This is a genomic window from Achromobacter sp. 1L-A-4-B-C2 (assembly GCF_057291955.1).
In genome coordinates, this window is the sequence record NZ_JBXAWP010000002.1 from 939,510 (window position 1) to 964,199 (window position 24,690).

General features: G+C 66.7%; 23 protein-coding genes. 12 read left to right on the forward strand and 11 right to left on the reverse strand.

The genetic code is table 11. From position 1 onward, the window contains the following. Positions 1–147: 147 nt before the first annotated feature. Positions 148–2,127: a PhoX family protein gene (locus tag AC0Z35_RS11655; protein ID WP_485132007.1), complete on the reverse strand. Its 1,980-nt coding sequence runs from the start codon at positions 2,125–2,127 to the stop codon at positions 148–150. Positions 2,128–2,496: 369 nt separating this feature from the next. Between AC0Z35_RS11655 and AC0Z35_RS11660 the strand changes: the two genes are divergently transcribed. Beyond that, positions 2,497–2,943, forward strand: coding sequence for a hypothetical protein (locus tag AC0Z35_RS11660; RefSeq protein ID WP_485132008.1), 447 nt, complete (start codon positions 2,497–2,499; stop codon positions 2,941–2,943). Positions 2,944–2,988: 45 nt separating this feature from the next. Here the strand turns inward: AC0Z35_RS11660 and AC0Z35_RS11665 are convergent, their stop codons facing one another. From AC0Z35_RS11665 to AC0Z35_RS11675, 3 genes are all read right to left on the reverse strand, one after another. Further along, positions 2,989–3,150 carry a hypothetical protein gene (locus tag AC0Z35_RS11665; RefSeq protein WP_006218955.1) on the reverse strand — a complete coding sequence of 54 codons (162 nt, stop codon included), beginning with the start codon at positions 3,148–3,150 and terminating at the stop codon, positions 2,989–2,991. Positions 3,151–3,237: 87 nt separating this feature from the next. Beyond that, positions 3,238–3,528, reverse strand: a complete 291-nt coding sequence (locus tag AC0Z35_RS11670) for a hypothetical protein (protein WP_219992220.1) — start codon at positions 3,526–3,528, stop codon at positions 3,238–3,240. Positions 3,529–3,530: 2 nt separating this feature from the next. Then, the gene (locus AC0Z35_RS11675) at positions 3,531–4,187 is read right to left on the reverse strand and encodes a hypothetical protein (protein ID WP_485132009.1); all 657 of its coding nucleotides are present in this window, start codon (positions 4,185–4,187) and stop codon (positions 3,531–3,533) included. Positions 4,188–4,229: 42 nt separating this feature from the next. On the opposite strand from AC0Z35_RS11675, the gene gspG reads away from it, so the two are divergent. From gspG to gspN, 8 genes are all read left to right on the forward strand, one after another. Further along, a complete protein-coding gene (gene gspG / locus AC0Z35_RS11680) occupies positions 4,230–4,658 on the forward strand; it encodes a type II secretion system major pseudopilin GspG (protein ID WP_046804609.1) in 429 nt (142 codons plus the stop codon). Next, positions 4,630–5,118, forward strand: a complete 489-nt coding sequence (gene gspH, locus AC0Z35_RS11685; RefSeq protein WP_046804608.1) for a type II secretion system minor pseudopilin GspH — start codon at positions 4,630–4,632, stop codon at positions 5,116–5,118. Before gspG ends, gspH begins: the two co-directional genes overlap by 29 nt. 103 nt (positions 5,119–5,221) lie before the next feature. Next, entirely contained in the window at positions 5,222–5,620 is a 399-nt protein-coding gene (gene gspI / locus AC0Z35_RS11690; RefSeq protein WP_485132139.1) for a type II secretion system minor pseudopilin GspI, read from the forward strand. Continuing rightward, a complete protein-coding gene (locus AC0Z35_RS11695) occupies positions 5,617–6,237 on the forward strand; it encodes a prepilin-type N-terminal cleavage/methylation domain-containing protein (protein ID WP_319305760.1) in 621 nt (206 codons plus the stop codon). The genes gspI and AC0Z35_RS11695 overlap by 4 nt, the downstream gene beginning before the upstream one ends. Then, on the forward strand, positions 6,234–7,220 hold the full coding sequence (gene gspK, locus AC0Z35_RS11700) for a type II secretion system minor pseudopilin GspK (protein ID WP_255594058.1): 987 nt from the start codon (positions 6,234–6,236) through the stop codon (positions 7,218–7,220). The genes AC0Z35_RS11695 and gspK overlap by 4 nt, the downstream gene beginning before the upstream one ends. Further along, complete coding sequence (gspL, locus tag AC0Z35_RS11705) at positions 7,217–8,305, forward strand: type II secretion system protein GspL (RefSeq protein WP_485132010.1); 1,089 nt, start codon at positions 7,217–7,219, stop codon at positions 8,303–8,305. Before gspK ends, gspL begins: the two co-directional genes overlap by 4 nt. Further along, positions 8,302–8,901, forward strand: coding sequence for a type II secretion system protein GspM (gene gspM / locus AC0Z35_RS11710; RefSeq protein ID WP_219992216.1), 600 nt, complete (start codon positions 8,302–8,304; stop codon positions 8,899–8,901). Before gspL ends, gspM begins: the two co-directional genes overlap by 4 nt. Positions 8,902–8,938: 37 nt before the next feature. After that, the gene (gene gspN / locus AC0Z35_RS11715; protein WP_485132011.1) at positions 8,939–9,697 is read left to right on the forward strand and encodes a type II secretion system protein N; all 759 of its coding nucleotides are present in this window, start codon (positions 8,939–8,941) and stop codon (positions 9,695–9,697) included. 54 nt (positions 9,698–9,751) lie between these two features. Here gspN and gspE read toward each other — a convergent pair whose 3' ends face one another. Beyond that, positions 9,752–11,179, reverse strand: coding sequence for a type II secretion system ATPase GspE (gene gspE, locus AC0Z35_RS11720; RefSeq protein WP_046804603.1), 1,428 nt, complete (start codon positions 11,177–11,179; stop codon positions 9,752–9,754). Next, positions 11,176–13,587 carry a type II secretion system secretin GspD gene (gspD, locus tag AC0Z35_RS11725; protein WP_485132012.1) on the reverse strand — a complete coding sequence of 804 codons (2,412 nt, stop codon included), beginning with the start codon at positions 13,585–13,587 and terminating at the stop codon, positions 11,176–11,178. Before gspD ends, gspE begins: the two co-directional genes overlap by 4 nt. A gap of 180 nt (positions 13,588–13,767) precedes the next feature. On the opposite strand from gspD, the gene gspF reads away from it, so the two are divergent. After that, positions 13,768–14,973 carry a type II secretion system inner membrane protein GspF gene (gene gspF / locus AC0Z35_RS11730; protein ID WP_485132013.1) on the forward strand — a complete coding sequence of 402 codons (1,206 nt, stop codon included), beginning with the start codon at positions 13,768–13,770 and terminating at the stop codon, positions 14,971–14,973. 94 nt (positions 14,974–15,067) lie between these two features. Here gspF and AC0Z35_RS11735 read toward each other — a convergent pair whose 3' ends face one another. The 3 genes from AC0Z35_RS11735 to AC0Z35_RS11745 form a co-directional block, all read right to left on the reverse strand. Then, positions 15,068–15,406: a P-II family nitrogen regulator gene (locus AC0Z35_RS11735; protein ID WP_485132014.1), complete on the reverse strand. Its 339-nt coding sequence runs from the start codon at positions 15,404–15,406 to the stop codon at positions 15,068–15,070. A 138-nt stretch (positions 15,407–15,544) separates the two neighbouring features. Beyond that, complete coding sequence (locus AC0Z35_RS11740; RefSeq protein ID WP_485132015.1) at positions 15,545–17,611, reverse strand: NAD(+) synthase; 2,067 nt, start codon at positions 17,609–17,611, stop codon at positions 15,545–15,547. A 69-nt stretch (positions 17,612–17,680) separates the two neighbouring features. Further along, positions 17,681–19,051 carry a mechanosensitive ion channel family protein gene (locus tag AC0Z35_RS11745; protein WP_046804647.1) on the reverse strand — a complete coding sequence of 457 codons (1,371 nt, stop codon included), beginning with the start codon at positions 19,049–19,051 and terminating at the stop codon, positions 17,681–17,683. Between the two features lie 152 nt (positions 19,052–19,203). Here AC0Z35_RS11745 and argH point away from each other — a divergent pair, with 152 nt between their 5' ends. Then, on the forward strand, positions 19,204–20,625 hold the full coding sequence (gene argH, locus AC0Z35_RS11750; protein ID WP_104144922.1) for an argininosuccinate lyase: 1,422 nt from the start codon (positions 19,204–19,206) through the stop codon (positions 20,623–20,625). An 81-nt stretch (positions 20,626–20,706) separates the two neighbouring features. Here argH and AC0Z35_RS11755 read toward each other — a convergent pair whose 3' ends face one another. Further along, entirely contained in the window at positions 20,707–20,946 is a 240-nt protein-coding gene (locus tag AC0Z35_RS11755) for a helix-turn-helix domain-containing protein (RefSeq protein WP_319305777.1), read from the reverse strand. Between the two features lie 196 nt (positions 20,947–21,142). Here AC0Z35_RS11755 and AC0Z35_RS11760 point away from each other — a divergent pair, with 196 nt between their 5' ends. Further along, on the forward strand, positions 21,143–23,161 hold the full coding sequence (locus tag AC0Z35_RS11760) for a PEP/pyruvate-binding domain-containing protein (protein ID WP_485132140.1): 2,019 nt from the start codon (positions 21,143–21,145) through the stop codon (positions 23,159–23,161). 123 nt (positions 23,162–23,284) lie between these two features. On the opposite strand, the gene lpdA is transcribed toward AC0Z35_RS11760, so the two are convergent. After that, positions 23,285–24,688, reverse strand: coding sequence for a dihydrolipoyl dehydrogenase (lpdA, locus tag AC0Z35_RS11765; protein WP_485132016.1), 1,404 nt, complete (start codon positions 24,686–24,688; stop codon positions 23,285–23,287). Between the last annotated feature and the right edge of the window lie 2 nt (positions 24,689–24,690).

The following is a 24,690-nucleotide window of genomic DNA, read 5'->3' on the forward strand; positions in this document are numbered from 1 at the left end:
ACACCTGTGAAATGATTGCCGATACCCACAATGCATAAGGGACCGGCTAGCCGGTCCCTTATGTCTTCCCTTACACCGCGCGGCATCCCGATGGGCGATGCCGCGCCCCGGCGTGCGGGCTATTGGCGGTTGCGTTGCGCCTGGCGCTTACGCGCCGATCTTCACGCCGGTCAGGTAGCCCACCGCCGCGCCAAAGCCGTCCTTGTAGTTGGCCTTGACCAGCGGCTCCAGCGTCGGGCGCACCACCGCGTGCACGCTGCCCCAGTCGGCCGCGTGCTGGAAGTTGCTGGTGATGTAGGTCCAGCCGTTGATCTCGTCCACCGCCTGCAAACCGGTGGATTCCGCCGCGACCGGGCACGACAGCAACCGCGACAAGGCCTTGGTGTCGATGTTGTAGGCCCACATGAAGTTGTTGACGTGGCCGCCGCTGTCCTCGCCCACGAACAGCGTGCGCAGCTTTTCCGAAAACTTCAGGTTATCGGGGTTCGAGATGAAGTCGGCGTTGTGCGTGTTGCCCAGCGCGTCGGGCGTGGCCAGCGGCTTGCCGATCAGTTCCGGCACGGCCGCCATGTCCACCGGCACCCATTCGCTGTCGATGGCGCCGCCGTCGGTATCGGCCTGACCCGCTTGCAGATGCAGCTGGTACACCGCGCCGGCCGAGTTCGCTTCCACCTTCAAGCCCGGCACCTTGCCGTCGATCATCGACGATTCAATGCGCGACATCGCGCTGTACGCGATCTTGTCCTTGGCGTTGACGGTGGTGCCTTCCATCTTCGTGAAGGCGAGCGTGCCGCCCACCAGCGCCGCATAGCGGTGCGTTTCCAGGAACGCGGCGGCCTGGCGGCGGCCGGGTTGCAGCTTGACCCAGTTGTCCTTGCCGCTGTAGCGGATCTTGGTGAACGAGGCGTCGGCCGGGTCCGTCGTGCGCACGTCCATGATGTCGGCGGCCGTGAGCTGGTCGGCCAGTTCCTTGACCTCGGCGCTGGTCGCATGACCCAGCTTGATCCACTTCAACGTGCCGGCGCCCGGGCCCGTGCCCGACGTCTGCGTCCATTGCGCCACGTACAACGTACCGGCCGACAGATCCGCCGCGCGGTCGGCCACGAACATGAACAGGCCGCCGTTGGTGGCGTCGTCGCCCATCAGCGCGGTGCGCTGGTCCGGCATCATCTGCACCAGCTCGTGCGAGATGCGGCCCATGCAGTAGTGCTTCTTGATCGTGCCGGTGCCATCCGGGTGCACCGTTACTTCCGGCAGGTGGCCGTAGTGGTACGGGTTGGCCTTGTTGGGGTCGCCATACACGTTGTTGCTGTAGGCCTGGAACGAGGCCGTCGTGCGCGCCGTGGTCGCGTCAGGCTCGTATTCTTCGCTGGACAGATGCGTGCCCCACGGCGACAGGCTGGCGCCGCAGGTGATCCACAGGCCATGCACCGACGAGGTGTCCACGTTGCTGTACTTCACCAGGCTGAGCTTGCCCGTATTCGGGTCTTGCGACAGCGTCAGCACGGCGATGGGCGACGGCAGCAAGCCGTACATGTCGTTGCCGGCCTGGTCCATCGACTGGTATTCAAACTGCACCACCGCGTACACGGCGTTGCCCGCCACGCCCGGCACCGTGGTGGGCGCGGACAAGGCCAGCAGCGAGGTGCCGTCGGGGCAGTTCGAGAAAAACTGGCGCGCGCGGGCGGGCACCGAGTTGTCCATGATGGGCGCGCCGGCCAGGTTGAAATAGCCACCGGCGACGGCAGTGCCGCCCTTGCCGTCGGGCACCGTGTCGCCGGTAATGAAGAACGGTTCGTAGCCCAGCTGCACGGTCCGCTTGGAGCCATCGCTGAACGTCAGCGCCATGGCGGAGCTGACGGTCGTGCGCGCCATCAGTTCGGGGTTGGCCAGCGTGGGCGCGGCCATCGGCGTGAACGATGCCGACGTGAACGTCACCGGTGCGGGCTGCTGCGTGCCGGGGCCGGGATTGGGCTGCGGATTGCCCGTGGCGTCATCGTCATCATCGTCGCTGGAATTACAGCCGGCCAGCAACGCAGCCATGCTGACGCCGCCAATCGGCAGCATCGGCGCGCCTCCCAGCATCTTCAGGAGTCGGCGGCGATTGGCTTGATTCGTGTCTTGCATGCGGGTTCCCATTGGATCGGATGAATGCCCGGCCATTGACGCCGAGCGGTGCCCGCATGCTAGATAGGCGGCGTGTAATCACAATGACAGAAAGCTGTACGCAAGCTGAATCGACACAGCCTCTTCGGCATCGCGCGATTGTCACGAAGCGCCGCTATAGTCAGGCGCGTTGCTGCACCGATTCGCCGCATCGCCGCATCGCCGCATCGCCGCATTGCCGCATTACCGCATTGCCGCATTACCGCATCGCCGCATTGCCGCATTACCGCATTACCGCATCGCCGCATCACCGCATCACCGCTACCCCGCTTCACCGTTCCATCGCTTATCCGTTCCACCGCCTAACCGCCCAACCGTTTCCTGTTCGCCATGCCTCTGTCGTTTCGCCCCACCCTGCCCTCCGCCCCCGCCACGCTGCGCGTGATTGCCGTGCTAGCATTGGCCGCCGGCTTGGGGGTGTGGGCGTCAATCTTGCTGGCCCCGCGTCCGGGCGCGCTGCCGCCCGCCGTGTCCGCGGCCCCGCCGCGCGCGGCCGACAACACGCCGGTGGCGCTATGGTTTGGCAAAGATGAAGTGATGCGCACGCAGATCAGCGTGCTGGGCCTGATCGCGGCCGGCCCGGATGGGGCGGCGGTGCTTAGTGTGGATGGTGGCCCGCCACTGGCGTGGCGCGCCGGCGCCGAAGTGGCGCCAGGCATCGTGCTGCGCGATATCGCAGTAGACGCCTTGACGGTCGAGCAAGGGGGAAGATTGAATCGCCTGGCAACGCCCGCCGCGTTGGCGGCGCCAGCGGGCATTACGCAGGGAAAAGAATGATGCGGGGTTGCAGACCCGCTGGCGCGTCCTTACCGCGCCCGCCGATCAGCGCTTACGGCCTGCGGGACGCCCCATCTGCTTGCGTCCCGCCATGTTCGACAGGGAAGATCCCGTCGGCTTTTGCGTGGCGGCAGCCAGCTTCTTCTGTTGAAGCGCCTTTTCAACCAACGCTGCCAAACCAGTCGAAGACTTCTCTTTTGTAGCCATTACCGCTCCTTGTAGAAGGGCCATGGTAGCAGGCGAGAGGCTTGCACCGATTCCCGCCGCTGATGGCGATGACACTATCGGGCCCATTCAAGGGCTTCGATCAATATTCCGGTGTGTGCCCAACCGCCGCAGAATCGCCACGGAACCGTCCATTTCAAATGTGATTTGCCAGGACTTGTTGGCCAGCACGTCTATTTTCAGGATGCGCGGGTCAAAGCAGCCGGTGATCGAGTGCATTCTCAGCTTGCTAGGTTGCGGGCAACGCATCAAATCGCGAATGGCGTTCTTTGCGGCATTCTGGATTTCAACAGGAGCCCGGCGAAAGTCACGGTCGAAAGTCTCTTTTCTGGACAGCGCCCTGATCAGTATGGCCGCCAAATCTATTGACCCAAGGACTTGAGGAACGCCTCGACGTCGTCCTGGGGCCCGCCCGTGATCACCGCCGCCGCGTCGGCGTCATTTTCCATCACGGCCCATTTCAAGTCGTGCAAATGGGAAAAGGCATCCTTGACCTGAATGATTGCCTTGACGAATGACTCCACCACCCCATCGCTGTCACGAAGTTGACGATCCAGCGAGGCGGCCAGGCGCTTTTCCTCCAGTGTGCGGCCTAGCTCCGCCACCACATCCAGCGTTTCGTCAAACGCCGCCTGGAATGCGCCATCAGGATCCAGGGGCTGCCGTTCGTTTGCGGGCGCACGGCAGATGGCGTAGGCAACATCGGCGGCGTTTCTTGAAATGGCTTCAAAGGTATTGGCCAGCACTTCGTTGCTGGCCACGGTGTCTTCGATAGCGCGCAGCAAGTGCAGCGAACGGCTGCTGTCGGCCCTGGCGCCCTCGACAATGAAGGCGACCAAGCCGCTATGAGAAATGATGGACCGCATGAGCGCTTCCCTTTTATCGGCGTCTTGCGACCCGAAGCAAGACATTCGGAAAGTATAGACACAAAGCCGAAGCCGCCACCAGTTGTGGGAAGCCGCAATGCCCGGGGTTTTTGCCGCCGCCACGCCAACGCAAGCATTACTGTCATATTTCATATCCACAATCCCGGGCTTCTACTAGAAGACCGGAGTCGTAAAGTGCGTCAGTTACCGCGCGGGCTTGCCCGTCAGCAAGGTTTCACCCTGATCGAGATCATGGTGGTGATTGTGATCATGGGGATCCTGGCGGCCCTGATTGTGCCGCGTGTGCTGGATCGCCCGGACCAGGCGCGCCAGGTGGCGGCGCGGCAGGATATTGCGGGCATCATGCAGGCGTTGAAGCTGTACCGGCTGGACAACGGCCGCTATCCGAGCACGGCGCAGGGCCTGCGCGCGCTGGCTGAAAAACCGGATGGCGCGTCGAACTGGCGCGGCTATCTGGACAAGCTGCCCAATGACCCTTGGGGCCATCCGTATCAATACCTGAGCCCGGGCGTCAAGGGCGACATCGACGTGTTCTCGTTTGGCGCCGACAACAAGCCCGGCGGGGAAAGCGGCGATGCCGACATTGGTTCCTGGGAACTCTGAACGCGGCTTCACGCTGGTCGAGGTGCTGGTGGTGCTGGTGATCGTGGCCATCGCGGCCAGCATGGTCAGCTTGTCGATTGGCAAGCGCGACAACGGCCTGCGCACCGATGCGCAGCGGCTGGCGGACGCGTTCACCGTGGCGCAGAGCGAGGCACGCAGCGATGGCCGGTCCATCCGCTGGTTGGCCGGCAACACCGGCTGGTCGTTTGAACGCGCGGGCCGCCCACCCGGCCCCAGCGCCCAGGAAAACGTGGTCGTGCCGGTGGATCGCCTGGAAGGCGACGACATGCTGCGCCCGCAAACCTGGCGCGCGGGTGCCGTGCAACTGCGGCTGACGCCCGATCGCCCGTTGGTGTTCAACACCGAATGGGTCGCGGATCCGATCACCCTGACGCTGCACGCGGGCGATGCCACGGTCACCCTGCAACGCGACGCCGCCGGCCGTTATGAAATCCACTAGATTTTCCCGCCGCGAGGGCGAACGATGCGACGTGGACGTTCCCACGGACGGGGACGCCTTGCCGGATACGGGCGGCTCGCCAGAGGCCGCCGCCGCCCTCGATATGCCCCGCGCCATCCCCCCCCGCGCGCGCCGTGAACGCGGCTTTACGCTGATCGAGGTCTTGGTGGCGCTGGCCATCATCGCCGTGGCGATGGCCGCCGCGCTGCGCGCCACGGGCGTCATGACGGCCAACAACCGCGCCTTGCAGGACAAAACGCTGGCCCTGCTGGCCGCGCAGAATGCCTTGACCCAATTGCGGCTGGAACAAAGCCTGCCGCGCGCCGGCTCGCAAACCGTGCCCTGCCCGCAAGGCGGGCGCGCGTTGCAGTGCGAGCTGGTCTTTACCAATTCCATGAACCGCAGCTTCCGCCAGGTGTCGGTCAATGTCCACGACGCCAGCTCCGCCCGCCCGGACGCCGTGCTGCTGCAATTGGACGGCCTGCTGTCCAGCCTGCGATGACGATGCAACGCCCCGTTTCCCGCGCCGCCCGCCAGGCGGGCTTTACGCTGATCGAAGTGCTGGTCGCGTTGGCGCTGATGGCGCTGGTCAGCCTGATGGCCTGGCGCGGGCTGGCCAGCGTGTCCAGCGCGCGCGACTGGATCGAGCAGCAAGCCGAAGACACCGACGCCATCGTCCGCACGCTGGGGCAGATGGCGCGCGATGTGGAACTGTCTTATTCCGGCCCCGGCTTTGACGCAGCAGGCAAGGACGCCGTCACGCTGACCAGCGGCGTGCGCCTGCTGCGCCAAAACCAGGGCGGCCAGACGCTGGAACTGCTGCGCCCCGACCCGGACGGCAACGGCCTGTGGCAACGCGTGCAGTGGCAGGTGCGCACCGACGGCTTGTGGCGCGTCAGCGGCCCGCCCGCGCCGCGCAGCCCGCTACCCGCCGCCGTCAATGGCGTGCTGCTGCTGCCTGGCGTCAAGACATTGAGCCTGCGCGCCTGGGTACCCGGCGTGGGCTGGGCCAACGCCAACGCCAGCTTCGGCGCGCCGCCCACCGGCATCGAAATCGCGCTGGAACGCGGCGCGCCCGGCCAGCCGCAACGCTACACGCGCATCCTGGAGCTGCCATGATGCGCCGCCGCCACACGCAGCAAGTTGCCCGCCCACGCGGCCCGCGCACGCAGCAACAGGGCGCCGCGGTGATCAGCGCGCTGATCATCGTTGCCATTGTTGCCGCCTTGACCACCAGCCTGTTCCAGCGCCAGACGGCCAGCACGCGGCGCGTGGAAAACGAAATGGCGCGCGTGCAGGCGCGCGTCATGCTGGCGGGCGGCATCGACTGGGCGCGCCTGGTCATCCGCGATCACGGCAAGCGCGAAGCCACGACGCGCGGCGACCAGATCTGGGCCACGCCGATCCTGGACACGCGCATCGAGCGGCCGGGAGACGATCGCGTCGCCGTGTTCTCGGGGCGCGTGCAAGATGAACAGGGCAAGTACAACCTGAGCAACCTGGCGCGCAATGGCGTGCCGCAACCCGAGCAGGAAAAGGTGTTGCGCCGGCTGCTGGCCGCGCAGCAACTGCCCGATACGCTGGCGCCGCGCATCATCGACATCATTGCCATGGCGCAGCCGCCCGCCCTGCCCGCCGATGCGCCGTCCGCCCCCAACGGCCAACCCGCCACCGCGCCGGACGCGCGCGCGCCGCTGCCGCGTGGCGTGGATGACATCGCCGCGCAGCTGGGCCTGGAACCGACGGTGCGCGACGAGATGCGCCGCACCATGACCGTGCTGCCCATCGCCACCAGCGTCAATGTCAATACCGCGCCCGCCGAGGTCATCGCGGCGTTGGTGCCCGGCCTTTCGCTGGGGCAGGCGCGCGCGCTGGCGGGCGAGCGGGATCGCGGCAACTGGTTCAACAACGCGGGCGACTTTGGCAACCGTCTTGCCGGCACCGGCGTGGACGCGCCCGCCCCCACCGTCACCACGGCCAGCGGCTGGTTCCTGGCCAGCGGCACCGTCGTCTACGAACGCGCCCGAGTCGCCATGCAAGCCTTGGTGCGCAGCGCCCCGCCCGCTGCGCCCGACACGATATGGACAAGAGAAACCCCTTGAAAAACGCCTTGCGCATTGCGCTTGCCCCTCTGGACGAATTCAGCGCGGATTCGCCGCTGCCCTATGCCTGGTTCGACCGGCGCGGGCGCTGCGCGCAGCAGGGCGAACTGCCCTTGCACGCGCTGGGCAACGCCTATCCCAACGCGGTGTGCGAAGCCGTGCTGCACCCGCGCGACGTCATCGCCACCACCATCCGCATTCCGGCGGTGCCGCGTGCGCGCTTTGCCGCCGCCGTGCACGGCGCGCTGGAACCCCTGGTGCTTAGCGACCTGGAGGCGCTGGCCATCGGCTTCAGCCCGCGCGCCGCGGATGGCAGCGTGGCACTGGCGTGGTCGCCGCGCGAGCCGGTACGACGCGCGTGGGCGTTGTTGAGCACGCACGGCCTGCGTGTCGACGCGCTGATTGCACCGCAGACGCTGGATACGACAGCGGCCGGTCCGTCCTCAGAGCCGTCCGCCCCGCTTTCCTCGACCCTGTCCTCGGCCCCTTCCTCCCCCCCTTCTTCCGCCTTCGACGCCGATCTATCCGCCACGCCCTTGCGCGATCCGGCCGACCCGCGTTGGCTCGCGCCGTCGCCCTCGTGGTCGTTGGCCATGCCGCGCCTGGCGCCCGTGCGCGCGTCGCGCTGGCGGCCCGTGTGGCGCTGGGGCGCGGCGGCGGCGGTGGTCTGGATTGCGGGATTGAATCTTTACGCCTCGCGGCTCAGCGCGGAAGCCGACGCGCTGACGGCGGGCATGCGTCAACAGGTGCTGGCCGCCTTTCCGGACCTGCCCGTCGTGCTGGACCCGGCGCGGCAGGCGCAGCAAGGCCTGGACGCGCTGCAAGCCAATCGCGGCGCGGCCAGCGCGGGGGACTTTCTGCCCCTGGCACGCGCCGCCGCCCAAACGCTGCCCTTTGCCGCCGACAAAGTCGCGCGGCTGACGTACGCCGATCAAGCGCTGACCCTGCAACTGGCCGACGCGGGTGCCGACGCGCAGCGCGTCTCCGAAACGCCCGCGCTGATCCAGCAAGCCGCGGCCCTGGGCCTGAAGCTGGAACGCGGCGACACCGATAACACCTGGCGCATCACGCGCAAACAACCATGACCGCCATTGAACGCCTGCATCGCCATTGGCAAACCGCCGCCGGGACGTTGCGCAAAACCGTCGACCCCACGCTGACCCGCGCGCGCCAGCGCTACCAGGCGCTGGCGCCGCGCGAGCGACGGCTGGTCACTGTCGCGGGCGCGCTCGTCGGCGTCGCCGTGATCTTCGTCACGCTGATCGAACCGCCCCTGAAAACCGTGCGCAAGCTGCAAGCCGAGCTGCCCGCGCTGCGCGGCCAGGCCGCGACCGTGGCCGACTTGACGATGCAAGCCCGCGCCCTGCGGCAACGCTCGGCCACGCCGGTCGCCGTTGCCCCCACGCCCGCCGAAATAAGCGCCAGCCTGGAAGGCGCGGCGCTGCCGGCGGCGATGTGGTCGCTAGGCCAGCCCGAATCCGGCAAGGGCGTGCGCTTGACGTTGAACCAGGCGCCCTCGTCCGCGCTGCTGCGCTGGCTGGATGGCGCCGCGCGCGATTGGGGCCTGCAAACACAGCAAGTGGAATTGACGCGTGCGACCAATCCCAATGGCCGCCCACTGCCGGGCCTGGTCAATGGCCACATCACGTTAACCACCGCCGATGCGGGGGCAAGCCACTGATGCCGATCCTTTCATTTGCCATGCCGGGTGCCCGCTGATGGCGCGCATCCCTTTCAACAAGCGGACTGCCGGCCTGTGGCTGGCCGGCGGCGTGTGTTTCCTGGCGGCCGCCGCAAGCGTGCTGCCGGCACGTTTGCTGTTGGCGATGCAGCCGGATGACTCCCTGGTTTCGCTCGCGGATGCCAGCGGTACGTTGTGGCAAGGCAGCGCGTGGGTGGCGCTGGGGCCACCGGGGTCGCAGCGCGTGTTGCCGCAACCCGTGCAATGGCAGTGGCGCTGGGATGCGATGGCGTTGGACATCACGCACCCATGGTTGCAAGGCCCGCTGCGCGCGCGCGTCGGTTGGGCCGGGGTGTCATTGCCCGCGCAATCCCTGCGTGTACCGGCCACGGTGTTGCCCGCGCTGGGTGCGCCCTGGAACACGCTGGCGCCCGACGGCATGCTGGAGATCAATTGGCAAGCGCTGCGCCTGGGCGGGGATTTGCCCGCGGGCAATATCGCGGACCTGCGCTGGCGCAACGCCGGCACCGCGCTGACCTCCATCACCCCCGTGGGCACCTACCTGTTGCGTCTGCAAGGCGCGGGAAAGTCTGGCGCTACATTGGCGCTGACGACCGAGAGCGGGCTATTGACGGTAACGGGCCAGGGCACGGCCGGCCCACGCGGGGTGCGCTTCGATGGCAAGGCGACGTACGCGCCCGGGGCCACCGACGCTCAGCGCGCCGCGCTGGACGGCCTGATGTCCACCCTGGGCCGCCGTTCCGGCGATACGGTCGTCTTCAGCACGGGTAAATAGCAAAAAACAAAAAGCAAAAGGCAAAAAGCAAAAAGCAAAAAGCAAAAGGCGCCATCAAGCGTCGCGCGTCACCCGCACGATTTCCTCGGGCGACGTCTGGCCGCTGTCGACCCAACGCTGGCCGTCTTGCCGCATCGTCCGCATGCCCGAGGCCATGGCGGCCTGGCGCAATTCGCGTTCGTCGCGGCCTTCGTGGATCAAACGGCGCGCGTCATCGTCCACCGTGAACAGTTCGTGGATGCCGGAACGGCCGCTGTAACCCGTGTGATTGCACGTCGGGCAACCCACAGGGTGAAACACGCGCACGCCATCCTGCATCGACGGCTTCTTGCATTCCGGACACAGCTTGCGCACCAGCCGCTGCGCCAGCACTCCCAGCAGCGACGAAGCCAGCAGAAAGGGTTCCACGCCCATGTCCGTCAGCCGCGTCACGGCCGAGACCGCGTCGTTGGTGTGCAGCGTCGCCAACACCAGGTGACCGGTCAACGACGCCTGCACCGCGATCTGCGCGGTTTCCAGGTCGCGGATTTCGCCGATCATGATCACGTCCGGGTCCTGGCGCAAGATGGCGCGCAGCGCCAGCGCGAAGCTCATGTCGATCTTGGCGTTCACCTGCGTCTGGCTGATGCCCGACAAGTCGTATTCGATAGGGTCTTCCACCGTCAGGATATTGCTGGTGGCCGAATCCAGGCGGCTCAATGCCGCATACAGCGTGGTGGTCTTGCCGCTGCCCGTCGGCCCCGTCACCAGCACGATGCCGTGCGGCTGCCGGATCAAGCGGTCCAGCTGCGTCAGCACATCGGGGCACATGCCCAGGCGTTCCAGCTGCAAGCGCCCCGCCTCTTTGTCCAACAGGCGCAGCACCGCGCGTTCGCCGTGGCCCGTGGGCAAGGTCGACACCCGCACGTCAATCGGCCGGCCGCCCACGCGCAGCGCGATGCGCCCGTCTTGCGGCAAGCGCTTTTCGGCAATATCCAGGTGCGCCATGATCTTGATACGCGAAATCAACGCCGCGTGCAGCGCCTTGCGCGGCGACACCACGTCGCGCAACGTGCCGTCCACGCGATACCGCACCACCGAGTGCGTCTCGAAGGGTTCGATGTGGATATCGCTGGCGCCATCGCGCGCGGCCTGGGCGAACAGCGCGTTGATCATGCGGATCACCGGCGCATCGTCCTGCGCTTCCAGCAGGTCGGCCACTTCGGGCATGTCCTGCAACAGGCGGTCCAGATCGATCTCGTTTTCGGCCACGCCCATGACGGACGCGGCATCCTCCGAATGGCTGTAAGCCGCCGTCAACAACGTTTCCAGCGCCTCGTCATCCACCTGCGCCAGCGCCACCTCGCCATGGCAACGGCGTATCTCGCGCACCGCCCATTCCGGCGTGCGCGGGCTGACGGTCAGCTGCGCCTGCCCCGCGCGCAGCGACAGCACGGCGCGCTGCGCCCGTGCCCAGGCATAGGGCAAGGGGTGCGCGCTCATAGCAGCGACTCGGGGTCCACCGCCACGCTGTGCATCAGCGCGCCGGACACGCGGATCGGGCGCGCGGCATCGCGCGTGGGGTTCGCGCCGGGATACTGCCGCACGGCAAACGACTGCACCGTGGTGGGTGGCGGGCGGCGCAGCGTGTCGGCCTGCTGGTCGGGGCGCAGGTCATAGGCGTTGTTCGACACCGACGGCGCCGAGCCCGGCGGCGGCAACATCGGCGCCTGCATATCGGGCAGCGCCCAGTGCTGGCCCGGTTGCGCCGAACCCTGTGCGCGGCGCATGTAGTCGTAGCGGTCCATCGTGACGCTGGCGCTGCGGTTGGCGTCGCGCACCACGTAGGGGCGCAGGAACACCATCAGGTTGGTCTTGGTGCGCTTGCGCGTGTCGTAGCGGAACAGCGAACCGATCACCGGCAGCGAGCCCAGGCCGGGCACGCTGTTGGACGTCAACGTCACGTTGTCTTCCAGCAAGCCGCCCAGCACGATGATCTGGCCATCGTCGATCAGCACGCTGGTGTCGATGGCGCGCTTGTTGGTCACGATGCCCGTCGTGGCGTTCGAGCGGCTTTCGTCGATGCTGCTGACTTCCTGGTAGATGTCCAGCTTGACCGCGCCGCCTTCCGAAATCTGCGGGCGGATGTTCAGCTTCAAACCCACGTCTTCGCGTTCGATGGTCTGGAACGGATTCGAACTGCCGTTGCTGCCCGACGTGACATATTGGCCGGTCACAAACGGCACGGTCTTGCCCACCAGGATGCTGGCCGACTGGTTGTCCAGCGTCAGCAGGTTCGGCGTGGACAGGATGTTGGCTTCGCCCGTGTTCTGCATGGCACGAGCCAGCACGCCCAGGTTGATGACCTGGTTGCCCAACACGTCCACCGTGCCCTTGACCACCCCCAGGCTCAGGCCGCTGCCCAGGGCGTCGATCGACGTGGGCCCGGTGCCCGTGATGCCGCTGCCGCCCAGGTTGGTGCCGCCGATAAAGCTGGTGCCGTTGCTGTTGATGTTGCCCGCGCCCGTCATCCACTGAATGCCGAATTCAGCGGCCTTTTGTTCGCTGACTTCAACGATCAGGCTTTCCACCAGCACTTGCGCGCGACGTTGGTCCAGCTGGTCGATGACTTCACGCAGGCTGCGGTACAGCGGTTCCGGCGCGGAGATGATCAGCGAATTGGTGGCCGGGTCGGCCTGGATGGTGGCGCCGCCGGCCGAATACGACACCGCTTGCGAGCTGTTGTCTTCCCGCGCGATGCGCTCTTGCTCGCCCGACAAGCCACCCTTGGACGAGCCCGACATTGCCCCCATGCCCTGCCCCGCCGGCACGTTGCCGGCAGACGTGTTTTGCGCCCGCGCGCCGTTCTGCGCGCCGCCCGTGTTGCTGCTTGCCGCGCCGCCCGAGGCGCCGGGCGCCGCGTTCGCCTGTCCGGTCAGCAAGCCGCCCAACACTTCGGCGATGCGCGTGGCCTGCGCGTTGCGCATGTAGACCACGTGCAGATTGCCCGCGCGGTTTTGCTGCGCGTCCAGCTTCAGGATCAGGTCGCGCGCCAGCCGCGTGCGCGCCGGACTGCCCGAGCGCACCAGCACGCTGTTGCTGCGCGGGTCGGCCACCACGGCGATGCGTTGCGTGGGGTCGCTGCTTTGCGTGTCCAGCAATTGCGAGGCCAGGATGGCGATGTCGGTGGCAATGCCGGACTGCACCGGCACCACATCGGTGTCGATGGAGCTGGGCACGTCGATGCGCGCGATGACTTGCGCGATGCGTTCCAGGTTGTCGGCGTAGTCGGTGACTACCAGGGTGTTGTTGCCCGGGTACGCGTTGATCGGGTTATTCGGCGGCACCATGGGGCGCAGCACCGGCACCAGGTTGGCGGCGTTTTCGTACTTCAGCGGGAACACGCGCGTCAGCATCTCGCCGCTGCTGCTCGAGCCCTTGGCGAACGCGGACACCGGCACCGGGCCACGCGCGGCGTTGCCGGCCGGCGCGCCTGATGCCGCCTGCGCGGGACGCGCCTGAGCTTGCCGCGCCTGGGTCGGCGGCGTGTTGCCCACCACCGCGCTGCCTTGCAGCTTGGCGTCGGCTTCGGGCACCACGCGCGTCACGCCGTCCACATCCACGATTGCAAAGCCTTGCAGTCGTAGCGCACCGGTCAGCATGGCCAGCGCCTGTCCGCTATCCACGGGTCGGTCCGACACCAGCGTCAGTTTGCCCTTGACGCGAGGGTCCACCAGGAAGTTGCGCTGCGTGAACAACGACAGCGCGCGCAACACGGCGGGGATGTCGGTGTCGACGAAATTCAAGCTGACACGGTTGTCCGTTTGTTGAGCATGGGCCGTGCTGATCGCCGGTCCGATTTGGCTTGCGATGAGCAAGGCGGCAAGGCTGAATTGCGCGATGTGACGCATGACGAGATAGGTGCCTTCAGACGTGAATGCAAGTGTGAAAAAACGTGAAATCGCGTCGGAGTATACGGGGTGACAGTGCAACACTACGGTCATATTTGACATGCAACATACGGGCTGCAAACCCTTTAAATTCGGGGCTTTTGCGCGTTTTTGATTCGCGCGGCGCCCCCTGCTTTCGCCATGCCTTCCTATCGATACGAAGCCACCGACGCGCTGGGCAAAATCGTGCGCGGCACGATCGATGCCGACACCGAGCGCGGTGCCCGCAACCAGCTGCGCGGCCGGGGCTTGCTGCCCTTGTCCACCGCATCGGCGGCGCGCGCACAAGGGCTGGGCGCCAGCTTGCGCACGCGTTTGTCGGATGCGGACCTGGCCTGGTTGACGCGCCAGTTGGCCAGCCTGCTGGCCGCGCGCCTGCCGCTGGACGCCGCGCTGTCGGCCACGCTTGAACAAGCCGAGAAAAAACACATCGCGGCCACGCTGGGCGCGGTGCGCGACGACGTGCGCGCCGGCCATCGCTTGTCTACCGCGCTGGCGGCGCGGCCGCGCGACTTTCCCGAGATCTATCGCGCGCTGATCGGCGCCGGTGAAGAATCCGGCGACCTGGCGCAAGTGATGGAAAAGCTGGCGGACTACATCGAGGAACGCAACACGCTGCGCAGCAACGTGATGACGGCGTTCATCTACCCGGCCGTGGTCGCCAGCGTGTCGGTCATCATCGTGATCTTTCTGCTGGGCTATGTCGTGCCGCAAGTGGTGTCGGCGTTCAACCATGCCAAGCAGCAGCTGCCGATGCTGACGCGCGTGATGCTCGCGCTGTCGGACTACGTGCGTGAATGGGGTGCGGTGACGGGCGCGGTGCTGGTGGCCGCCATCGTGCTGTGGCGCTACACGCTGCGCGCGCCGGCCGCGCGCCGCGCCTGGCATGCCCGCGTGTTGCGGCTGCCGCTGGCGGGCCGCTTTGTGCTGGGCGTGAACGCCGCGCGCTTTGCGTCGACGTTGGCCATCTTGTGCGGCAGCGGCGTGGCCTTGTTGACGGCGCTGGAAGCGGCGCGCCGCACCTTGGGCAACGATGTGCTGCGGCTGGCGGTGGATGAGGCGTCGGCCCGCGTGCGCGAAGGCGCGGCGCTATCGGCCTCGTTGGGCGCGCAGAAGGTGTTCCCGTCGCTGCTGGTGCACCTGATCGCCAGCGGCGAGAAAACCGGCCGCTTGCCGGAATTGCTGGATCGCGGCGCGCAGAACCTGTCGCGCGATCTGGAACGCCGCGCCATGGCGATGACGGCGTTGCTTGAGCCGGCGCTGATCCTGCTGATGGGCGGGTTCGTGCTGCTGATCGTGTTGGCGGTGATGATGCCGATCCTGGAAATGAACCAGCTGATCCGTTAAAAAAACAGAGGGCTAAAAAGACCAAGGCGCCCGCCCCGGTGATGGGGCGGGCGCCTTGGACATTCAGCCGCTGGCGGTCAACCGGCGGCGCGGATCACAATGCCTCTTCGTCGGCTTCGCCGGTGCGGATGCGGATGGCTTGCTCGACGGGCGACACGAAGATCTTGCCGTCGCCGATCTTGCCGGTGCGCGCGGCCTTGACCACGGCTTCGATGGCGGCGTCGACCTGGTCGTCGGGCAGCACGACTTCAACACGGATCTTGGGCAGGAAGTCCACCACGTATTCCGCGCCCCGGTACAGTTCGGTATGGCCCTTCTGGCGGCCGAAACCCTTGACTTCGGTGACGGTCAGGCCGCTGACGCCGACTTCGGCCAGCGCCTCGCGGACTTCGTCGAGCTTGAAGGGTTTGATGATGGCGGTGACTTGTTTCACGTTGGGCGTCCTGGGTTTTTGATGTGTTGCGGCGCCCTGCCCACCGCTTGCGAGGCAGCCAGGGCGCGATGAATAAGAGAATACCACCGGGGCCCGCCCTGCAAACGGGCGGCCGGCGTCATTGCGGGAGAACCCCGATCAGGCGTCGGGCGCGGCATCCGGGATGCGTTCGGCGTCGCGCATCCACACCACCGATTCCGAATCGCTGGGCGCGCGCCAGTCGCCGCGCGGCGACAACGAGCCGCCGGAACCGACCTTGGGCGCATTGGGCACGCAGGTGCGCTTGAACTGGGTTGTACGGAAAAACCGGTCCAGGAAAATCTTCAGGTTGCGCTTGATGGCGGCCAGGTCGTACTGGTTGCGCGCCACGTGGCCGGCGTCCGGCCAGGCGCCCGCTTCGCGGTCACGCCAGGCGGCCAGCGACAGGAAGGCCACCTTGGTGGGCGCAAACCCATAGCGCAGCGTGTAATAAAGGTTGAAGTCCTGAAGCTCGTACGGGCCGATGGAGTCTTCGCTTTTCTGCACGGGCTTGTCGTCGGCGCCACCCGGCACCAATTCCGGGCTGACGTCGGTGCCCAGCACGTCCAGCAGCACGCCGGCGCCGTCATCGCCCAGCCGGCCGGATTCCGCCACCCAGCGCACCAGGTGCGTGATCAGGGTCTTGGGCACGCTGGCGTTGACGCTGTAGTGCGACATGTGATCGCCCACGCCGTACGTGCACCAACCCAGTGCAAGTTCGCTGAGGTCCCCGGTGCCGATGACGATGGCGTTGCTGAAGTTGGCGATGCGGAACAGGTGATTGGTGCGTTCGCCGGCCTGCACGTTTTCAAAGGTGATGTCGTAGACCGGCTTGCCTTCCGCGTACGGGTGGCCCAGGTCTTTGAGCATTTGCAGGCAGCTGGGGCGGATATCGACTTCGGACGCCGTGCAGCCCACTACCGCCATCAGGCGGCGCGCCTGTTGCAGCGTGCGGGTGCTGGTGGCAAAGCCGGGCATCGTCACGGCCAGGATGTTGGACCGAGGCAGGCCCAGCGTGTCCATGGCCTGCGCGCACACCAGCAGCGCGTGGGTGGAATCCAGCCCGCCGGAAATGCCGATGACCACCTTGGACATCTTGCTGGCCGACAGGCGCTGGGCCAGGGCCTGCACCTGGATGCTATAGACCTCTTTGCAGCGGGCGTCGCGCTGTTGCGGATCGGCCGGCACATACGGGAAGCGCGCCACGCGGCGCTCAAGCGGCAGTTCGGCATCGTCCAGCGGCGGGTTTACCGGCACCGGCACCGAACGGAACTTGCGCACTTCGTCCTGATGGCGGCGCACGGACTGGCCGAACGTCGTCTGGCGCATGCGTTCGCGCGACAGGCGGTCCAGGTCCACATCGGAAAACAGCAGGTGCGAATGGTTCAGGAAGCGTTCGGATTCGCCCAGCAGTTCGCCGTTTTCATAGATGATTGCCTGGCCGTCCCAGGCCAGGTCGGTGGACGATTCGCCCCGGCCGGCCGACGTGTACATATAGGCCGACAGGCAGCGCGCGGACTGCTGCGCCACCAGCTGATGGCGGTATTGCGATTTGCCGACGACGATATTGGACGCCGACAGATTCACCAGCACGGTGGCGCCGGCCAGCGCGGCGAACGAGGACGGCGGGATCGGCACCCAGACGTCTTCGCAGATTTCGACGTGGAACTGGAACAGCGGCAGCTTTTCCATCTGGAACAGCAGCTCGGGCCCGAAGGGCACGGTCTGACCCAGCAAGACGATGTCGGCGACGGCCGCGCAGTCGGCGGCGCTGAACTGGCGGGCTTCGTAAAACTCGCCGTAGTTGGGCAGGTAGCTCTTGGGCACCACGCCCAGCACGCGCCCGCCCGCGGCCACCACGGCGCAGTTGAACAGCTGGTGGGATACGCGCAGCGGCGCGCCCACGATCACGGCGATATCCAGTTCGGCCGTGGCCGCCACCACCCGCGCCAACGCTTCTTCGCACTCATCCAGCAAGGCTTTCTGGTGGAACAGGTCGTCGCAGGTGTAGGCCGACAGGCCCAGCTCGGGAAACGCCACCAGCACCGCGCCGCCCTGGGCGGCCTGCTGGGCCAGTTCTATGGTTTGGGTGGCGTTGAAGGCCGGATCGGCGATGCGGCATTCGGGCACGCCGACCGCCACCCGGGCGAAGCCGTGGGAATACAGGTTGAAGAACGGGTTCGACATCGGGGGTTCGCCTGGGGTCAATGAAGACTAAATTCCAACGCGCGGATTATCTCATGGCGTCTGGGCCGGCTACGGCTGGCCGGGCACCTTGCCGTCACTGGGGCCACGCTGCGCCGACGCCGCGCCGTGCCCGTCCGGCAAGACCAGCCCGGGGCGCTCGCGTTCGGCCGCCAGCGCGGCCTGGATCGCGCTTTCGCGCAGTTGGCTGCCCATGGCGCCAAAGTCCGCGCCCGACGGCTGCTGGTACAGGCGCAGGCCCAGTTCGGGCAGGATGGCCAGCAGATGGTCGAAGATATCGCCCTGGATGCGCTCGTATTCCACCCAGGCGGTCACGGCGGTAAAGCAATAGACCTCGACCGGGATGCCGTCGGACGCCGGTTCCATCATGCGCACCATCATCGCCATGTCCTGGCGCACTTCGGGGTTCTGTTTCAGATAGGCCAGGCCGTAGGCGCGGAACGTACCGATGTTGGTCAGCCGACGGCGGTTGGCCGGCACGCTGGCCAGTTCACCCATGGTCTGGTTGGCTTGGGCGATGTCCAGCGTCTTGGCTTGCAGATAGTCGTGCAACAGGCGAAACCGCATCAGTTGCCGGGCTTCTTCGTCGGTCAGAAAGCGCACGCTGGCCGCATCGATGCGCAGCGTGCGCTTGATGCGACGGCCGCCCGATTCAAACATGTGACGGTAGTTGCGATAGCTTTCCGAGAACAGTTTGTAGGTCGGCACCGTGGTGACCGTGTTGTCCCAGTTCTGCACCTTGACGGTATGCAGCGCAATGTCCTTGACGAAGCCGTCGGCGTTGGACTGCGGCATTTCGATCCAGTCGCCGATACGCAGCATGTCGTTGCTGGTCAATTGCGTGCTGGCCACCAGGGACAGCAGCGTGTCCTTGAATACCAGCAGCAGCACGGCCGACAGCGCGCCCAGGCCCGAAATCATCCACAGCGGCGAGCGGTCGATCAGGATGGAAAGCACCAGCACGGTGCACACGGCCATCAGGACCAGCTTGCCGATCTGGATATAGCCCTTGATGGACCGCGTCTGCGCCCGAGTGGTCGCCGAATACGTGTCCTGCCAGGCGCTCAACACGCCCGAGAACGCCACGAACACGCAGATCCACGCGCCCGCATGCGCCAACCGGCCCACCACCGACACCGCCCGCTCGGCATGCGGCACCAGGCCGATACCCATCGACACCACGGCAAACGGCACGGCGTACCACAAGTTTTGATACGCGCGGCGGCGTTGCAGGGCCTTGTCCCAGTCGCCCCGGCCGCTCAGGACCAGCACCCGGTGCGCCAGCAGCAGCACCACGCGCGCCACCACCCACTGCACGAACAGCGCCGTCAGGACCAGCACGCCGGCGCCGACCAGCGTCTGCGCCCACGCTTCGTGCGGCATGTGGGCGTCCAGCTGGGTCACCAGTTCTTCCCATTCCATGGGCATATGTCTTGTACTCGCTCTACGTTCTTGAAACCAACGGGGGATTATCCGACAAGTGGCGTGCGACGCGCGTTCCCGTCCCCAAAAATCGCGGCCCCGCCGCCCGTGCGTGCGCCGGCTTGTCGGCAGGCCCTATAATTCCGCCCATCATGGCAAACACTCCCTCCCCCGATCAAAACCAGTTCGCCAACAAGGCGCAGGCCTGGTCCGCCCGGTTCTCGGAACCGGTATCCGAACTCGTCAAACGCTATACGGCGTCCGTGGATTTCGACAAGCGCCTGGCGCGACACGACATCCAGGGCTCGCTCGCGCATGCGGACATGCTGGCCGCCCAGGGCATTATCGGCGCCCAGGACCTGGCCGACATCCAGCGCGGCATGACGCAGATCCTGTCTGAAATCGACGCCGGCAGCTTCCAATGGCTGCTGGATCTGGAAGACGTGCATCTGAATATTGAAAAGCGCCTGGTGGAACTGGTGGGTGATGCGGGCAAGCGCCTGCACACCGGCCGGTCACGCAACGACCAGGTCGCCACCGACATCCGCTTGTGGCTGCGCGACGAAATCGACAACCTGCAAGACCTGCTGCGCCAGCTGCGTCATGCGCTGGCCGCCGTCGCGCTGGATAACGCCGGCACCATCATGCCCGGCTTCACCCACCTGCAAGTTGCCCAGCCGGTCACCTTCGGCCACCACCTGCTGGCCTACGCCGAAATGTTCGGCCGCGACGCCGAGCGCCTGGCCGACTGCCGCCGCCGCGTGAACCGCCTGCCGCTGGGCGCCGCCGCGCTGGCCGGCACGTCGTTCCCCATCGACCGCGAACGTGTCGCCAAGACGCTGGGCTTTGACGGCGTGTGCCGCAATTCGCTGGACGCCGTGTCCGACCGCGACTTCGCCATCGAATTCTGCGCCGCCGGCGCGCTGATCATGACGCACGTGTCGCGCCTGTCCGAAGAGCTGGTGCTGTGGATGAGCCCGCGCGTGGGCTTCATCGACCTGGCCGACCGTTTCTGCACCGGCAGCTCGATCATGCCGCAAAAGAAAAACCCCGACGTGCCCGAGCTGGCCCGGGGCAAGACCGGCCGCGTCAACGGCAACCTGGTCGCCCTGCTGACCCTGATGAAGGGCCAACCCCTGGCCTACAACAAGGACAACCAGGAAGACAAGGAAGGTCTGTTCGACACCGTGGACACCGTGCGCGACACGCTGACCATCTTCGCGGACATGGCTGCCGGCATCAAGGTCAAGGCCGACAACATGCGCGCCGCCGCCCTGCAAGGCTTCGCCACCGCCACCGACCTGGCCGACTACCTGGTCAAGCGCGGCGTGCCGTTCCGCGACGCCCACGAAGTGGTTGCCCACGCCGTGCGCGACTGCGAACAACGCAATTGCGACCTGGCCGACCTGTCCACCGACGAGCTCAAGGCGTATCACGCCCAGATCGGCGACGACGTCCACCACGTGCTGACACTGGAAGGCTCGGTTGCCGCCCGCAAGCACATCGGCGGCACCGCCCCCGAACGCGTCGCCGAAGAAGCCCGCCGCGTGCTGGCGGAAACGGCCCAAGGCTGATTCCACCGCCCAGCGGGTTGCGGTAAAGACAAGGCCCCCGGTTGGGGGCCTTGTTGCGTTCAAGGCATGCAGGCGTATCGGCTACGCGATGGACACGTCCAGCCTGCGGCCCAGGGTTTCCAGCGCCGCTTCGACCTGTTCGATGCGCGACGAATGCCGCAGATTCAACAGGCGATCAACCTGGGGCGTATGAACGCCCAGACGTCGAGCCATCTCGGCTTTGCGAACCCCTTGGCGAATCATTTCGTTGGACAGGAACACTTTGCTGGTAACCACGGCGGGCAAGGTGACAGAGTGCTGCCCGTTCATCGGTTGCGACACTGGCAGCCTCGGAAAAATCGGGAAAGAGCACCAACAACGTACCGTTCGTGTCGGGAGTCAGCGTGGGACCGATTCACCCCCCGGCTCACACGCTTGGCCACACCTGGAAACATCCCACTACGGGCCGGCGTGGCCGCTCCGATATGATCGCAACCTCTTGCGATCCGCCTCCTTTTTTGATGCGCCCTGCTCCTTGATGCGCCCCACTGCCGCCTTACGTCGTCCTGGCCCGCCGCGCCGGCCGAAACTGCTTGTGCTTGCCTTGGCCGGGCTGCTGGCCGCCGGCTGGGGGCTGGCTGCCCAGGCGCAGACGGCGCGCAAGCCGTCGCCCTACGAAAACCAGCGCCCGTTGCGCCCGGATGAACGCGAAGCCAGGCTGGCGGAAAGCGCCAAGCGTGGCGGGCCAGGGTTTCTGGGCCAGATCCGCACAGAGGCCGAATTCCGGCAGTTGGCGCGCGTCTACAACGCCGGGACGCCGCTGGAGATTCCCCATGTGTTGTTCGTAATTGATCGGCAGCGCGGCGACCGCATCTACTACCTGGACACGCCGCGCTACACCTTGCACGAGAACTTTGCGCGTGAACGCCAGCTGCTGCCCGGCATGGACAAGGCCACGTTGATTGCGCAGTACAAGGACCCCGACCGGCGCCTGCTGTTCGGCACGCTGAGCTGGCAGCGGGACCTGCCGGGCTACACCTATGAATTTTGGGAAGGCGACCGGGTCACGCCCGCGCTGCTGCGCCTGACCCAGGACAAGTTGCACAGCACCTTTTACGAGCCGGTGCGCTTCAAGGCGAATTCAACGATGCATGAGCAGACGGCGCAATCGGCCGGACTGGCTTTCGTGACGCAAGAGGTGCTGCTGCGCGAGCAGACCTTTCTGCCGCTCAATATCGGCCGCGCACAGGGGCGTCTGCGTATTGTGAAGTCGGTGGAGGATACCCCCGACCTGGCGCCGACCGACATCGTGGTGCTGGACGAAGTGCCGGTTGCGCTGCCGCCTGTCGCCGGGCTGGTCACGCAACGTCCGTCCACATTGTTGTCGCACGTGAATCTGCTGGCCAAGGGGTGGCGCATTCCCAATGCGTATGTGCGCGACGCCGTGGCCGTGCTGCGCGAGCATGATGGCCGATGGGTGCAATTGACGGTGAACAGCAACGGCTATCACGTCGAGCGCATTGCGCGTCCGGACGCGGGCTCGTTGCCCCCGCCGCCGCGCGCCGCCGTGGCGCTGCCCAAGCCCGACCTGTCGGTGCGCGCCATCAAGCCGCTGACCGGCATGGCCACGCGCGACAGCCGGCATTGCGGCGTCAAGGCCGCAAACCTGGGCGCGCTGAAAGCCGCCCTGCCGCCGCTGGCCAGCGTGCTGGACGGCTTTTGCATACCCTTCGCGCAGTACGCCGGGTTCATGGATCGACTGGGCGTGCCCGACCGCATCGCGGCGCTGGAACAGCGGCCCGACTTTATCGGCGACGCCAATGTGCGCCGCGTCGAACTGGCCGCATTGCGCCAGGACATCGTCAATGCCCCGCCCGACGCCGCGCTTGCCGACGCCTGGCGGGAACGCTGGAGAACGCAGTTGAAGGGGCGCGGCGTCTTCGTGCGTAGTTCGTCCAATTCCGAGGATTTGCCGGGGTTCAGCGGCGCGGGCCTGTACACCACGGTGCCGAACGTGACGCAGCCGGATGCCTTGGCGAAAGCGGTGCAGACGGTATGGGCGTCGGTCTACAACTTCGAGGCGTACGAAGCGCGGCGCGCGGCCGGCATCGGCCAGGGCGGCGTGGTGATGGCGGTGCTGGTGCAGTCGGCGGCGGCCTCGGACAGTTCCGGCGTGATGATCACGCGCGACCCCTTCGATTCCTCGCGCCGCTACGTGACGTACATCTCGGCCAAGCGCGGCCTGGGCATCAAGGTGGTGGAAGGCAAGCGCCAGGCTGAACAGCTGATGTATTCGACGTGGTCCAAGGCGGTGCAGGTGCTGAGCCGGTCGGCCGAGGACACGCAGCTGGTCGCGGACGCGGCAGGCGGCGTGCGCGAGGTGCCCATCGAAGGGTCAAGGCAGGTGTTGAACGATGCGCTGGTCGCGCGGCTGGCGGCGGTGGGCAACCAGATCAAGCTGCGCTTGGGCAACGTGGACCAGGATATCGAATGGGCCGTGCAAGGCGACAACATCATCGTGCTGCAAGCCCGGCCGTATATCGACGGCGGCCGTTGAATTGATTACGGCGGGCAGCTGCCGGTAAAAAAATGACGCCCGGCAACGGCCGTTAAGGACGACTACGGCCGGCAGCGGCGTTTGCCCCTACCGGCCGTGCATCTATCCGCGCACCAGGCCACGTCAGATGTGCAGCGCGTGGCCCAGCGCTTTCAACGCGGCTTCCTGAACGGCTTCGCCCAGCGTCGGATGCGCGTGGATGGTGCCCGCCACGTCTTCCAGCGTGGCGCCCATTTCCAGCGACTGGCCGAACGCCGTCGACAATTCCGACACGCCGCGCCCCACCGCTTGCCAGCCCACAATCAGATGGTTGTCGCGCCGTGCCACCACGCGGACAAAGCCGTCGGTGGACTCCAGCGTCATGGCGCGGCCATTGGCGGCAAACGGGAAGGACGCGGCCAGGCAGTCCAGCCCCGCGGCCTGGGCATCGTCGGGAGACAAGCCCGCCACCACGACTTCCGGGTCGGTGAAGCACACGGCGGGAATGGCGGCCGGCTGAAAGTGGCGACGCTTGCCCGCCACCAGCTCCGCCACCATCTCGCCCTGCGCCATCGCGCGGTGCGCCAGCATCGGTTCACCGGCGATATCGCCAATGGCCCAGACGTCGCGCATCGACGTACGGCATTGGTCGTCGATACGCAGCGCATTGCCCTTGCGGTCCAGTTGCAGGCTTTCCAGGCCCCAACCCTGCGTGCGCGGCCGGCGGCCCACGGCGATCAGCACGCGGTCGGCCGGCAACAGGGTTTCGGCGCCTGACGCATCCTGGATGCGCACCGCATCGCCCGCGCCGTTCAGGCCCAGCACCTTGCGGCTCAGATGCAGCGACACACCCATCTTGGTCAGCGCGGCGGCGACGGGCTTGGTCAGTTCGGCGTCGTAGGTGGGCAGGATGCGGTCCTGCGCTTCCACCACGGCAACTTGCGCGCCCAGTTTGCGGTACACGGTGCCCAGTTCCAGGCCGATATAGCCGCCGCCCACCACCACCAACTGCTTGGGGATGGACGCGGGCGACAAGGCCTCGGTGGACGACACCACCATGCCGCCAAACGGCATCGACACCAGCGGCGTGGGTTCGGACCCGGCCGCCAGCAGCAGGTGTTCGCACTGGATGCGCAAGGTGCCGCCGTCGGCGGTGGCCACTTCGGCCGTCTTGCCGTCCAGCAGGCTGGCCCAGCCCTGCACCACCTGCACGCCGTTTTTCTTCAGCAGCGCGCCCACGCCGCCCGTCAGCTTGCCCACGATGCCGTCCTTCCAGGACATCGTGCGCGTAATGTCGATGGCGGGCTGGGATACCGAGATACCCAGGGCAGACTCGCCTGCGTAGTGACGTGCCTTGTCGAATTCCTCGGCCGCGTGGATCAGCGCCTTGGACGGGATGCAGCCGATGTTCAGGCAGGTGCCGCCCAGCTGCGCGCCTTCGACCAGGATGGTCGGCACGCCCAGCTGGCCGGCGCGGATGGCGGCCACGTACCCGCCGGGGCCGCCGCCGATCACCAGCAAGGTCGTTGTCTTTGTGATCTGGCTCATGC